Genomic DNA, 13,581 nt, shown 5'->3' with positions numbered 1-13,581 from the left:
AAAAATGCCAAGAATGCAAAGGAATGAACATGCGTATACATGCGACCCGGCTTCTCAGTACCGCCATCGCTTCTGCACTGTTGCTCAGTGCTTGTTCGTCCACGGACCCGAAACCTTCCACCGATGAAGAAAACCGCCAGCGCATCATCGCTGACCAGTCACGCATGTATTCCGGCCAGGAGCCGGTCACGGCCCCCATCACCTTTTACGAAGCGGCTGCACGGGCGCTGAAATACAACCTCGACTATCGCCTCAAACTGATGGAAAGCGCATTGGCCTCGGACCTGCGCGATGTCTCCAGCCACGAAATGCTTCCGCGTCTGGTGGCCTCGGCCGGTTATGCCGGACGTGACAACGATTCCGGTGGCACCTCGATCGGCATCGAAGATCGCCAGGTCAGCTTGCGTCCATCGACCTCTGAAGAGCGTTATCGCGAAGTGTATGGCCTGGGTCTGAGCTGGAGCCTGCTGGATTTTGGCGTCGCCTATTACCGCACCCAGCAAAAATCCGATCAGATCCTGATGGCCGAAGAACGTCGGCGCAAAGTCGCGCAAAACGTCCTGCAGGACGTGCGCAACGCCTATTGGCGCGCGCTCGGGGCCCAGCGTTTGATGCCGGAAGTCGACAAGCTGTTGATGCGTACTCACACCGCCCTGACCTCAGCCCGCGAGGCGGAAACCCGAGGCTTGCTGCCGCGTCAGGAAATCCTCGCCTATCAACGCGCCCTGCTCGACTCGATCTACCTGCTCACCGTGCGCCGTCAGGATCTGGAGTTCGCTCAGGCCGAACTGTCGGCGCTGATGTCCTTGCCGCCGGGCTCGAAAATGATCCTCGCCGACATGCCCGATCCGCCGCTGCCGGAGGTGCGCCAGAGCATGGCGCGGCTCGAACAGCTGTCGCTGGAGAACCGCCCGGAAATCATGGAAGAGTGGTACCGCAAACGCGTCAACCAGAAGGATCTGGAGATCGCCAAGGCGCAGCTGTGGCCGAACGTCAGCGTCGATTTCGGCTACAAGTACGATTCCAACAAATACCTCTACAACAACGACTGGATGAGCACCGGTCTGCAAGTGTCGATGAACCTCATTCGCCTGCTGCAATTGCCGTCGCTGAACGCCGCCGAAAAATCCCAGAGCGAAACCGACGACACCCGTCGCGTGGCATTGTCGATGGCGATTCTCACGCAAGTGCGCGTTGGCACCTTGCGCTATCAACTGGCCCGCCAGGAAGTGGAGTTTGCCGAAGACAGCCTGCGCGTCGATCGCAGTCTGCTCGACTATGCGCAAGCGGCGAAGACAGGCGCGCTGGGCTCGGAACTGGAAGTGATCCGCTCCGAGGGCCGTTACCTGCTCTCGCGCTATCAACGTGAAGCGGCGTTTTCCAGCGCCCAGGCCGCGTGGGGCCGGATGTACAACTCGGTGGGTCTGGACGTGCTGCCCAAGGAAATTTCGCAACACGACATCAAGACCCTGGCCTGGGAAATCCAGCGCACGCTCAATGAACAGGAACAGCAACGTCTGCTCGCCGCCACTTCGCAAGGAACGCCGAATGCGCAAAATCGCCCTTGAGTCCCGTTTCGGGGCCCTGTTGTTGGCCTGTCTGATCCTGCCCGTCCACGCCGAAGAAACCCCGTCCGCGCCTGCGCTTGAAAGTGCCAGTGCGATTCGTGTGTTGCTCGCCGCTGAACTGGAAACCACCCTCTCCAGCCAGATGGCCGGCACCCTGGGTGAATTGAAAGCCGGGTTCAGCGAGCAGGTCGGCAAGTCCGAATTGCTCGCGCGTTTCAACTGCAGTGAAGCCGAAGCGCGTTCGAAAGTCGCAGCGGCGGAGCTGGCCATGGCCAAACAGAACCTGCAGGCAAAACAGCAATTGCGTCAGCTCAACGCGGTGGGCGATATCGAAGTGTCGATGGCCAATACCGAAGTCCAGAAAGCTGACGGCGCGCGGGCCATGGGTGCGGCGCAGAGCAGTTATTGTCAGGTGCTGGCGCCGTTCTCCGGGCGGGTGGCCAAGGTTTACGTCAAGCCCTATCAAACCGTCACGGCGGGCACGCCGCTGTTCGATCTGGTCAGCGACGGTGCGTTGAAAGTGCGCCTGAACGTGCCGTCAAACCTGCTGAAAAATCTCAAACCCGGCCTGCCACTGCAGGTCAGCATTCATGAAACCGGCAAGACTTACCCGGCGCATGTCAGCGGCATCAACTCCCGCGTCGATGCGGTGGCGCAAACCGTTGAACTGGAAGCCCGGCTCGACAACAAATACCCGGACCTGATGGCCGGCATGAGCGGCACAGCGCAGTTCGATCAAGACGCGCGCCCATGACGATGAACGAGCCGCTGCCGCACCCTCACCTGCTGCTCGAACTCGATGCACTGCGTGACAAAGCCATGGCCGCCGATTCGCTGAACAGCCTGGCGTTCAGCATGGCCAACGACTTGTACCCGTTGCTGCCGTTTCATCAGGCGCTGGTGTTTGCACAGCGTGAATCGTCGCTGGAATTGCTCAACGTTTCGGGCCTGTCGCGGCCCAGCGAGGACTCGCCCTATCTGGTCTGGCTGCGTCGCGCCAGTCGCTGGGTGGCGGCACAAGTGCCCGATGCCGAGCCGGTGTGGATCGCTCAGGACAGCGCCACTCCGCCCGCCGACATCGCCGAAGGCTGGAACGAATGGTGGCCGTCGGGGCTGTGGTGCGTGCCGGTGCAGGATCGCGACAATCAACGCCTCGGCCTGCTGATCCTCTTGCTGGAGCAGGAACCGCCGGCGGTGTTGTGGCAGCACCTCAAAGGTCTGGTCGCGACGTGGGCGTATTGCTGGTCGGCGCTGACCCGGCGCAAGCGTTTCAGTCGCTGGCGGCCGAATCGCAAGCAACTGCTGCTCGCAGCGATCGTGCTCGCGGCTTTGCTGTTGTTGCCGGTGCGGCAGAGCGCACTGGCGCCGACCGAGATCGTCTCGCGTCAGGCGCAGATCATCAGCTCGCCGATCGATGGCGTGATCGAAAAGATCCAGGTGCGTCCCAACCAGCCGGTCGATGCCGGTACACCGCTGTTTTCGCTCGACGAAACCACCCTGCGCAGCCGCGCCGAAGTGCTCGGCAAGGAAGTCGCTGTGGCCGATGCGGAATTGCAAGCGGCCAGCCAACGGGCCTTCGACAATGCGCAAAGCAAAAGCGAACTGACCTTGCTGGCCGGTCGGGCGCAGCAACGGCGGGCAGAACTGGCGGCGGTGCAGGCGCAGCTCAAACGCACGCAAGTCCTGTCGCCGCGCGGCGGTGTCGCGGTGTTCAGCGACCCCAACGATTGGCTGGGCAAACCGGTGGTGACTGGCGAGCGCATCCTGCAAGTGGCTGACCCGACACAACCGGCCATGCTCATTCAATTGGCGGTGGCCGATGCCATTGCGCTTGAACCGGGCGCCGAAGTCACGCTGTTCCTCACTGCGTATCCGCTGACGCCGCTCAAAGGGCAGATCCTCGAAACCAGCTATCAGGCACGGCCCAGCGATGAAGGGGTTGTGGCTTATCGCTTGCTCGCCAGCATCGAGGGTGCCCCGGAACATGCGCGTCTCGGCCTCCACGGCACGGCGAAGATTTACGGCGGGCGGGTGATGCTCGGTTATTACCTGCTGCGCCGCCCCTTGGCGACGCTGCGCGCCTGGAGTGGCTGGTGATGCTCGATCCAGCCGACCTGCCGGTGCCGCCGCTGCGCGAAGATTTGCGCCTGAGCGAAGCGGCCCACGGCAGCAATGGCGAACCGGCGTGGGTGATTCAGGACACGGTGATCAACCGTTTCTACCGCATCGGCTGGCTGGAGTTCGAGTGCCTGCTGCGTTGGGGGCAGTCACCCCGCACGATCAGCGAGCAGATTGCCGAGAGAACGCCGCTGAAACCGGATGTCGAACAGATTCTCGATTTCCGCCAGTTTCTCGAACAGCACCAGTTGCTGCGTGCCGGCCCCGCCGCGCTTGAGCGCCTGAAAAGCAAAAGCGAAGAAGGCAGTTGGCTGACCTGGCGCTGGTGGCTGCACCATTACCTGTTTTTCCGCATTCCATTGCTGCGCCCGCAACAACCGTTGCAAGTGCTGGCGCGGGCATTGGCCTGGCTGTTTCATCCGCTCACAGGAATGCTCGTGCTGAGCCTGAGCCTGCTCGGGATCATTCTGGTGTTGCAGCAGTGGGACGTGTTCACCTCGGCGGTGGTCGAATCGTTTTCCACCGAAGGCCTGTTCAGTTTTGCCTTGGCGCTGATCGTCGCCAAAACCCTGCATGAACTCGGGCACGCCTTGGTTGCCACACGCCTGGGCTTGCGCGTCGGGCACATGGGCATCGCCTTTGTGGTGATGTGGCCGATGCTCTACACCGACACCGGTGAAAGCTGGAAACTCAGTCGCTCACGGCAACGTCTGGCGATTGCGTCAGCGGGGATCGTCACCGAGCTGTCGCTGGCCGGCTTGTCGACGCTGGGCTGGGCGTTGTGCGATCCGGGCGCGTTACGCAATGCGCTGCTGTATCTGGCGACCACCAGTTGGTTGCTGTCACTGGCACTGAATGCCAGCCCGTTCATGCGTTTCGACGGTTACTTCATCCTCTCCGACCTGCTGGACTTTCCCAACCTGCACGAACGCGCTTCGGCACTCGCGCGGGTGACGTTGCGACGCAATCTGCTGGGATTGCGGGAAGACTGGCCGGAAACGTTTCCAACCGGTCAACGGCGTTTGCTGGTGACCTTCGCGATCATCACCTGGGTGTATCGGCTGGTGCTGTTTCTGGGGATCGCGCTGGCGGTCTACCTGTTTTTCTTCAAAGTCCTGGGGATTTTTCTGTTCATGGTCGAACTGTCGTGGTTTATCGCGATGCCGGTGATGCGCGAACTGGGTCACTGGTGGAAAAACCGTGCGGCGATTCCGGGCCGACGCAAATTAGCGTTTTACGCGGTGTTGCTGGCGCTTCTGGTGGGGTTGGCGATCCCCTGGCGCACGCAGATCGATGCGGTCGGCGTGGCCCGTGCCGAGCATCAGTTGCGGGTGTACGCGCCCTACCCGGCGCGCCTGCAATCGATTCACCCGGACGGGCCGGTCAAGGCTGGCGAAACCCTGATTACCCTCGACGAACCCGACATCGCTTCGCGCCTGCAGACCAGTGAAGCCAGTGCGCGCAGCTACGAGGCGCGGCTTTCCGGGCTGATCGCCGATCCCGGTGGCCTGGCCGAAGACGCCGTGACCCGCCAGCGCCTCAACGTGCAGTTCGAAGAAGCTCGCGCCGCCCGCTCGGAAATCGCCCGGCTGAATCTGCAAACGCCGTTTCCCGGGGTGTGGCTGGACGTCAATCCGGACTGGAAACCCGGGCAATGGGTCGGTCGCCAGGAATCCCTGGGCATGCTGATTGATCCGCGCAGCTGGCAGGTCGACGCTTATGTCGCTCAGGATCAGGTGCACCGCATGGCCACCGGCGATCGCGTGCGTTTCTACCCGGACGGCCAGACCACGCCGCGCGCCGGTCGTGTCGTGCAGATCGGCAGCACCCGCGCCAGTCAGTTGTCGCACCGCATGTTGTCATCGCGTTTCGGCGGCCCGGTGCCGACGACCAATGCCGAACACTCGCTGATCCCCAGCAGTGCGTTGTTTCAGGTGTTGATTCAACTGGATGAGCCGTTGCCGAGTCTGCGCGAGACCCGCGGGCATCTGAAAATCGAAGGCGAACGGCGCAGTTTGCTGGGCGACGGTGCGACCCATGTGCTGGCGGTATTGATGCGCGAAAGTGGTTTCTGAGCGGCGGATCAACCCGCGGCGACAAACACGATGATCGGTCCGCACACCGCCAGCAGCACGTTTGAAATCGCGTAGCACACGGTGAAACCAATCACCGGCGTATTGCTGCCGGACTGTTCAATGATCTTGTTCATCGACGCCGCTTCGGTCTGCGCCCCGGCCAACGCGCCAAACAGGATCATCGGATGCAGGCGCAGCACGTAGCGGCCGAAGTACAACGCCACCAGCGGCGGCACAATCGTCACCACCGCGCCGGACAGCAACAGCGCCAGGCCCTGCTCTTTCATCGCGGCAAACGCCGCCGGCCCCGCGAGCAAACCCACCACCGCGCCGAACGCAGTCAGCCCGAACTCGGAAAACGCCCATTGCGCCGCAGGCGGCAAAGAGCCGATTTCCGGGTGACGCGAGTTGTACCAGCCGATCACCAGCGCCGCGACCAAGACCCCACCGCCAATGCCCAGCTCTACCGGAATCATGCCGATGTGGGTCGACAGCAATCCCAGCAGTGAGCCGAGCACCATGCCGAGGGTGTGCAGGGCGATATCGCTTTTGTAGTTGTTTTTGCGGATGCGTCCGAGGCGTTTGGCAATCGCTTCGACACTGGCGGTACGCCCGGTCAGGGTCAGCACGTCGCCACGGCGCAACACCGTGTTGGGCAGCAACGGCAGTTCGTAGCCCTGCCGCGAGATGGTATTGACGAAACACCCCAGTCGCCCGTCGCTGGCCAGCCGGGTCCTGGCCTGATGGATGGTTTTGCCGGCAAACTCCGCCGAGGTCAGGACAATGTCCGCTTCGCGCGTCGAGAAGGACAAGGATTCGGGATGGTCGATCTCAGGCCCCACCCAATGGCTGAGCGTGCCGACCGCCTCGCGTAACGCATACACCCCGACGACATCGCCGGCCATCAGCACCAGGTTCTCATCGCGCTCGGTGACCTGCCCGGCACGCACCACGCGCTCGACCGTCAGTGAGTCATGCAGCTGTTCAAAGTCGATGATGCGCAGGCCATTCGCCTGACCGTTGCTTGCCACCTGATGGGCCCTGACGACGATACGCGTGTAGGGCACGGTGATCGCCTCTTCCTCCTTGGCGATACCCAGCTCAAGCTCCAGCTCGCGGGCGGATTCACGCAAATTAACGCCGAGCAGTTTCGGCGCGATGCTGCCCACGAACACGATCAGGCCAATGGTGCCGAACAAATAGGTGATGGCGTAGGCAATTGCCATGTGGCTGTTGAGTTGCGCCTTGGCGGCCGCATCGAGGGTCAGTTGATTGATCGCGCTGGTGGCGGTGCCCATGATCGCCGTGTCGGTCAGCGCTCCGGCACCCAGTCCTGCCGTAAAACCGGCGTCGAAATCGAACACCGAGTACATCAGCAAAATCGTCCCGAGCGCCGTGGCGCACAGCACCACCGAGAGCAGCACCAGTTTCAGCGTGCCGCGATTGAGGCTGCCAAAAAACTCCGGGCCGCTCTTGAAACCGACGGCATAGATGAACATCACGAAAAACACCGACTTCAATCCCGCCGGGACTTCCAGGCCAATCTGGCCGATCAGCAAGCCCATCAACAACGCGCCGGCCACCGAACCCAGGTGAAAACTGCCGAGGTGAATACGCCCGACAAACACACCCAGCGCGATCGCCAGGAACACGGCGATTTCCGGATCAGTGCGTAGCGCGTGCAGAATGAAATCGAGCATGTCGCGAACTCCTTGCAGCGGTCACTGATCCTTCGGCGGTTGTGCGGGCGCGGTGTACCACTGTTCTTTCGGCACCCGCTTCTCGTGTTGCGGATCGCCCAGATAATGCGGCGACATGATCTGCACGCCGTACTCGTTGAACACGTCCTGAATATTGGCGTGAAGCATGCTCAGCAGCACCGCGCGCGGTCGCGGCTGGCTCGGAATCGCCTGCGCCACCAGACGATATTCGGGATAGAAATCCGATAACGCGGTCTGGAATACCTGCGCCGGCGGGTCTTCGAGAATCCCCGGTGTACGTTGCGCCGCTTCCAGCAACATCGCCTCGACCTGGCGCCACGGCGTGTCGTAACCGATGGTCACTACCGTGTCGACGACGTACCCCGGGCCTTGCACGGTGCGCGAATAATTTTTGGTAACGGTGCCGGTGATCATCGAATTGGGCAGCGTCAGCACCTCCCCCAGCCCCGTGCGGATACGCGTGGTGAACATGCCCATTTCGGTGACCGTGCCTTCGTATTCGCCAATCTTGACGAACTCACCGGGGCGCAAGGTGCGCGTGTAGGTCAGGATCAAACCGGCGGCAGCCTGCCCGACCACACTGGTCGCGCCCAGGGAAATCATCAAACCGATCAACACCGACAAGCCCTTGAAAGCATCGGTGCCAGCTCCGGGCAGGTACGGATAGGCCATGGCCAGAGCAAACAGCCAGATCGCCAGAGCCGTCAGGCGTTGGGTCGGTTGCAGGGTTTCGTGGTTCAGCCAACTGAACGTCCCCGGCATGGCCATGCGCCGCAGGATGCGTCGGGCAAACACGGTCACGCCCCGGGCAATAAAGAAAATCGCCAGCGCTACACCGAGGCCGGGTATCGCGCCGACGATACCTTGCAGCAAGTGACCGGCCAGTTCGAACAGGTAATTATTGAGGCTTTCGCCCCACGGCCGGGTGTAGGGAAACCGCGACAGCACGAAGCCGAGCCATTCATAGCTCAGCAGCAGAATCACCAACCAGCGCAACAGCAACAACAAGCGACTGACCAGCGGGTAGAGAAAATTCGCGTCGAACAACTGCACGCGACCGACCTTCAGTGCCTGGGTGTGGCGATCCATCAATGCCGGGAGTCTGGCCAGCAACTTGTGCCGCAGCCATGCCAGGCACCAGAGCAGACCGAGGTAAATCAGCGTGGCCACGGCGACCAGCGCCAGCGAGCGCAGCATCATGTCGAGGTTGCGCGCTTCACGGGTTTCGCTGACCACCTGACGGAGTTTATCCGCTGCACCCTCGGCCGCCTGTTGCACCGAGGAATAGGCCAGGCTGTCGACATCCAGCGGCGCGACAATGAACGCGCGCTTGTCACCGATCAGCACCATGTAGCTGTTCTGGATCGAGTCCGTGGTGATATCCAGCGAGCCGTCTTCATCCAGCGCCTCGCTGATGACCATTTTCGCCCGCTTGACCCGCGACGCCGGCGCCTCACCCAGAATCGTGGCGCGAAACAGCATGATGCTGCGGTTGGCGACCTTCAACTCGACCGCTTCATCGGCCGGTTTTGCCGCCTCATCGAGCGCCCAGCCCAGCCCGCTCCACAGCGCCGCGGCCACCACCATCGATACCGCCAGCAGCCTGCTTCGCATGCGCCTGTTTCCTTACGCCCAAGTGTCAGAGACGGACCCGTAAGCCAGCGTAGTTGAGCGATGAACGGTTGTCATATCACAGCGGGAGATTGATAAGGAGGAATTGCCAGGGAGTCTGCGAGAGGTCAGGGAACATACAACCATCGGGATGACGGAACAGTACATCCGAATGCAAAGGGGGAAGGTAAACCCCAAGAGTGATTGACGATCACGAATTGCTTTTTGATTGCGGAAAAAACAAAGGGCCTGCATGAGGTATCTCTTGCAAGCCCTTGATATTCATGGTGCCCGAAGCCGGAACCTAATTTGAGCCTAAAACACCTGTATTTACAGGGCGTTATCGGCCACGACCGCGATATTCACGACGTTACTGGTCAGCGCTTTACAGCCAAGTCCTGAACCACGTAGTTCAGGTTGTCCGGCCCCTTGTAGAAGATGTTCAGCGCGTTGTTGATAGGGCCTTGAATGGCACTGATCAGCGCCGTCAGGTACTCACGCGCCCAGTGTTTAGTCGCCGCGTCCTGGTCATCGATTGGGTCGCCGAGGTGGGCGAGCCGGTTTCCCTTTGCCTGATAGGCGCCTGCCCCGTCTACGTCACTTTCGCCAAGGACAGGCGAGCGACCGATGCTCCGGAAGGCCTGTTTGATGGCCTGCCAGATGCGGTCAAAATCCCGGTTGAGTGTCGTTGCGAGCAGGTCGCCGTTGTCCTGATAGTCCACCAGCCGCTGCGCCGGGACATTCAGGACAAAATACAGATCCCCAAGCGGATACGCCGCCGAAAAGGTCGCCGTGCTTTCGGGGGTTCCGATACCGGTAAGCGTGAAACCGGTGGTGATCTCTACCCCATTGAGGAAGACCTCAAGGTCGCCGGCTTCGATCAGCAGGAACGGGATGGTGTAGATGGATGTAACACCGTTGCCGGCGTAACGCTTTTCGGATGGACCTGCTTGGACTGTCATGCTGCGCCCCTGGGTGGTGGCGGGCTTAATAGTCAACTTGCACTTCATGCACGCCCGCATCTGGGCGCCAATCGTCCCGCCTTGTCTCTGTCGGTTTCCCGACTATTCGGCCAATGCGCACAGGGGTTTGGCTGATGCCGCCCGGCCCGTTGGTTTCGATGATCACCCGGGGAATCTGGTACTTGATCACCAGTTCACGGATCTGATGCACCTGGCCGCCGGTGATCCGATCGCGCGCGTCAAACTCCGCGAGTTCTCCTATAAAAACCGCATGCTGACCTCTCTATAGTTTGAGCGGACTGTAACACTGAGGACTTAAAAGGAAAATTGGACGTGCTGTACTGGGATCTGCCAGGTGCGTTAAACATGTCCATTCGGTACCATCCTTCCCTTCATTCCCACGGTACCGAAAAACAAATGAGCAGCTCCAACTGGGTGGCAATCGTGTCTGTAGTCGCAACTTCCCTGGCTACGGGCTATGCAACGTATTCAAATAACAAATCCAATATTGACTTAGAAAACACAAAACAAGAGCACCTGCTCACAGTGGAAAAGCTCAAACAGGATCATCTAATAGCATTGGAAAGTGTGAGGTCCGCTCAGGAGAAGGAGGCCGCTTTAAGAGTTAGAACACTCGAAGTTCGAGCGCAGTATTGCAATGAAGCAAAATCGTTATACAAAGAACTTGGCGACGCCGTAATTACCTCAAAAGATCGAAACCTTGAGATGCAAGCCGTTGGATCAACATCAGCGTCAAAACTTAAAATTCAAGCGTTTGCCTATCTAGATGACGCTGTGTACGATAATTATTTAAATCAATCCAAAAAATTGGACGGCTCAGATTACAGCGGAATCCTCGCTGCTCTAGCAACACAAGTAAGAAGGTGTGCTGCGATGAAGCCTAGCGACGCTTAAAGATTTTCCGAGTTATATTTAGTTGAATCTCTTTATGCCTCAGAATCAAGCGGGTTCTATCAAGCCACGGTCCACCGAAAACAATGACCTCTGAAGGCCTGCCGTACAGGTGCTGCAACAGGAATGGCCCGGGCCAAACGTCGCCGCATTCTCACCTGGCAGTGCCGGATCGGCGCCGAGAAAGATCCCGGTATGATTCGGATAAACCGTCCGCCCCACTTCCATCACGATCATGTCACCGCGCCGTGGCTGGTCGACGCGATAGAAGCCGGCGGCCCCGCCCCGGCGTGCCGGTCGAGGAAAGCCATGATCTGCTGCACCTTGGCCTTCTGGCCGGTGTAGGTGATCGGATAGGAGTCCTTTTTGTTGTTCGGGCCGTCGCCGACGTTCTGCGCGTAGCCATTGTCGAACTTCGAGGAGCGCACCCGATAGTTGATATCGGGTGTTTCCCCGCGCTCGGTTGGCCAGATGAATTTCTCGATGACCCTCAGGCCCTCCCATTTGCACGTCGGAAGCTGGCACCGCTGGGCTGACAAGAATCGGCCACGACTCTTTCTCCCACGGCTCGCATTTGTGTTTGGAGGTTTTTCGACAGGGCTTGCTGGTCGATCTGCATCCCTTCGGAGCTACGATCCTCAGTCACCACCGTCACGGGTGCGCTGATGATGATTGCAGTGCCGGAACCGCCGCCGGCCGCGATGACGCCCAACTTGCCACTGGAAACTCTGGTCAAAGGCATGATCGTATCCGGCCCGGCCTCGCCCATGACTCCAGACTTGCCGCCGGCTATTCCGAAGGCGGTTGGCGTGCTGACGATGCTGTTGGTGAAGGCGCCACCATTGGCGAACATCTGCACGCCGGATGACCAGGCCGGGCCGCGACACTTGTCGCAGGCCGGAAACAGTTCCAAGCCGATTTGCAGGACTTCACTCCCGCCGAGGTTGTGTCGGAGGCCGTTGGTAAAACGCCGGAATCCTTGCCAGCGCTGCGCATCGAAGTGACCGGCATGGTCACCGCCAGCAACTTGGAGCAATTCAAGGCCCACTCGCTGGCAGTCTTTGGCTCCATCAACACCGAACTGGAAACCGATCAGCACTTCGTCGACGCAGAAAAAGCGGTCAAGTGGTGCGGCGATGTCGAGGAGCGACTGGAAGCCGCCAAGCAGCACGCGCTGAGCCAAACCGAAAGCATCGACGCACTGTTCCGCACCATCGCAGCCTGTGTGACTCTGCCGACTCCGAGCTGGCTCGGGCAAAGATTGCCGCCAGCCAGATCGGGGACAACATCCGGAGTAACTTGGCCAGCCTGGACGAGCTTGCCGCCGACTACCTATTCCTGTTCAACGATGTGCGGCAGTTGGTGATGAAAGCGAACGACGACCTGGTCGCACTGATCAAGGTGCGCATCTCTGAACATCAGAAGGCCGAGGAGCAGAAAGCCGAAGCCCAGCGCGAGCAGATCCGTCAGGAGGAGCTGAAGCGAATCGAAGACGAGGCGAAAGCCAAGGCGACGGTCGAACAGGCTCCAGTTACCAGCCCAGCACCGGTGAAGGCTGCGGCGCCGGTCCAGTCTGTCTCGAAACCATCTACCACTACCGCGGCACCGGTGAACCTGTAAGCAGAGGTGTTCGACCTGGAATCGCTGATCAAAGCTGTAGCCTACGGCCAAGCCCCAATTTCGGTGCTGACCGTGGACTGGGACGCGCTCGACGCGATGGTCGCCGCTCAAGGCGCCAAATTCAGCATGGCCGGCGTGAAGCTGGTGAAGGTAGCAGCGTGAGACGAACCACCAACCGGGCGGCCACGCGCCGCCGACAGACCTGGCTGGACTGCCGGCCAGCGGAATTAAGAGGTAGGCCATGGCCAAAGAACAGGAACTTGCGCCGGAAGAGTCGCAGCCGACAGCGGAAGCCATCAAGCAGCGCAAGAAGCGCGAAAAGGCAGCAGCGAAGGACGCTGCATTGGGCGTCGAGAAGTTTACGGTTGAGGTCGCCGGCGTGTTCAAGCCTGATCTCAAGCGGGTCGTGGTCGCCCACGGCTTCAACAACCAGCAGGAGGTGTATCAGAACCTGCTGCGCAACCTGATCGCGGCCGACTTCGAAACGCAGGCCAAGATGCTGCGCTGTGTCACGACACCTTATGAGATACCAGAGAAGGTGTCGCGAGCATTTCGAGATCAGAACGTGGCTGAACTACAGCGGAACCCGGGCGACAAGATTATCGCGCCGAGTCGGAATTTGGCGGGAACGGGAGGATTTTAACCCCCTGCGGTACTGCATGGCGAAATTTGCTACTCGTCAAACTCTCAGCAATTTGAACATCGATCGTTCCCAGGACCGCCCCGCCCAATTCAAATGCCGCCGTTGTGCCCATCAACACTGCTCCTAGATCGAAGTGGTTAAAAATTGGAGCTACAGAAGGAAATGCAGCACCACATACCGTCACTAGGTCTGATGCGATAGCCAAATAGCCTAAGAGTTTATCTTTTACGCCTTTCGTTGGTCCGTGCTCGTAAGAAACCGTCGTTAAGCGATCCCTATAGTGGACGCGATTTTACACACCATCTTCCTTCGTTATCAAATCCTACTAGCACCGGTCACGGAGGGCGGCGC

10 protein-coding genes and 3 pseudogenes are annotated in these 13,581 nt (G+C 60.1%); 8 read left to right on the top strand and 5 right to left on the bottom strand.

The genetic code is table 11. The features are described 5' to 3' along the window. The first annotated feature begins 29 nt into the window (after positions 1-29). Genes AC1RT4_RS04240 through AC1RT4_RS04225 form a run of 4 tightly spaced genes read left to right on the top strand, consistent with a single transcriptional unit; the run spans position 30 to position 5,761 of the window. Positions 30-1,568 (top strand): TolC family protein, encoded by a 1,539-nt coding sequence (locus AC1RT4_RS04240; protein ID WP_493083734.1) that lies wholly within the window; start codon positions 30-32, stop codon positions 1,566-1,568. Next, a complete protein-coding gene (locus tag AC1RT4_RS04235; RefSeq protein WP_493083733.1) occupies positions 1,549-2,322 on the top strand; it encodes an efflux RND transporter periplasmic adaptor subunit in 774 nt (257 codons plus the stop codon). Before AC1RT4_RS04240 ends, AC1RT4_RS04235 begins: the two co-directional genes overlap by 20 nt. Then, complete coding sequence (locus AC1RT4_RS04230) at positions 2,319-3,665, top strand: efflux RND transporter periplasmic adaptor subunit (protein WP_493083732.1); 1,347 nt, start codon at positions 2,319-2,321, stop codon at positions 3,663-3,665. The genes AC1RT4_RS04235 and AC1RT4_RS04230 overlap by 4 nt, the downstream gene beginning before the upstream one ends. After that, positions 3,665-5,761: a site-2 protease family protein gene (locus AC1RT4_RS04225; RefSeq protein ID WP_493083730.1), complete on the top strand. Its 2,097-nt coding sequence runs from the start codon at positions 3,665-3,667 to the stop codon at positions 5,759-5,761. The genes AC1RT4_RS04230 and AC1RT4_RS04225 overlap by 1 nt, the downstream gene beginning before the upstream one ends. 8 nt (positions 5,762-5,769) lie before the next feature. Here the strand turns inward: AC1RT4_RS04225 and aspT are convergent, their stop codons facing one another. The 3 genes from aspT to AC1RT4_RS04210 all read right to left on the bottom strand — a co-directional run bounded on the left by aspT (position 5,770) and on the right by AC1RT4_RS04210 (position 10,055). Beyond that, positions 5,770-7,461: an aspartate-alanine antiporter gene (gene aspT, locus AC1RT4_RS04220; protein WP_493083729.1), complete on the bottom strand. Its 1,692-nt coding sequence runs from the start codon at positions 7,459-7,461 to the stop codon at positions 5,770-5,772. A gap of 21 nt (positions 7,462-7,482) precedes the next feature. Next, complete coding sequence (locus tag AC1RT4_RS04215) at positions 7,483-9,096, bottom strand: mechanosensitive ion channel family protein (RefSeq protein WP_493083727.1); 1,614 nt, start codon at positions 9,094-9,096, stop codon at positions 7,483-7,485. A gap of 374 nt (positions 9,097-9,470) precedes the next feature. Continuing rightward, the gene (locus AC1RT4_RS04210) at positions 9,471-10,055 is read right to left on the bottom strand and encodes a hypothetical protein (RefSeq protein ID WP_493083726.1); all 585 of its coding nucleotides are present in this window, start codon (positions 10,053-10,055) and stop codon (positions 9,471-9,473) included. Between AC1RT4_RS04210 and AC1RT4_RS04205 the strand changes: the two genes are divergently transcribed. Then, positions 10,054-10,344, top strand: a complete 291-nt coding sequence (locus AC1RT4_RS04205; RefSeq protein ID WP_493083724.1) for a hypothetical protein — start codon at positions 10,054-10,056, stop codon at positions 10,342-10,344. The two genes, AC1RT4_RS04210 and AC1RT4_RS04205, sit on opposite strands and share 2 nt — an antisense overlap. Before the next feature lie 128 nt (positions 10,345-10,472). Further along, complete coding sequence (locus AC1RT4_RS04200; RefSeq protein WP_493083722.1) at positions 10,473-10,970, top strand: hypothetical protein; 498 nt, start codon at positions 10,473-10,475, stop codon at positions 10,968-10,970. On the opposite strand, the pseudogene AC1RT4_RS04195 reads toward AC1RT4_RS04200, so the two are convergent. Further along, positions 10,957-11,246, bottom strand: a pseudogene (locus tag AC1RT4_RS04195) (C40 family peptidase); the annotation flags it as partial. The gene AC1RT4_RS04200 and the pseudogene AC1RT4_RS04195 overlap by 14 nt on opposite strands. A gap of 2 nt (positions 11,247-11,248) precedes the next feature. After that, a pseudogene (locus AC1RT4_RS04190) lies at positions 11,249-11,452 on the bottom strand (phage tail protein); the annotation flags it as partial. 383 nt (positions 11,453-11,835) lie between these two features. On the opposite strand from AC1RT4_RS04190, the pseudogene AC1RT4_RS04185 reads away from it, so the two are divergent. Then, a pseudogene (locus tag AC1RT4_RS04185) lies at positions 11,836-12,749 on the top strand (Heme peroxidase); the annotation flags it as partial. Between the two features lie 79 nt (positions 12,750-12,828). Further along, on the top strand, positions 12,829-13,230 hold the full coding sequence (locus AC1RT4_RS04180) for a hypothetical protein (RefSeq protein WP_493083720.1): 402 nt from the start codon (positions 12,829-12,831) through the stop codon (positions 13,228-13,230). Positions 13,231-13,581 lie beyond the last annotated feature (351 nt).

The sequence above is a fragment of the Pseudomonas sp. GW821-FHT11D10 genome, assembly GCF_058808435.1.
The sequence above is the reverse complement of the archived record's forward strand: the minus strand, read 5'-3'. Positions and strand labels throughout refer to the sequence as shown.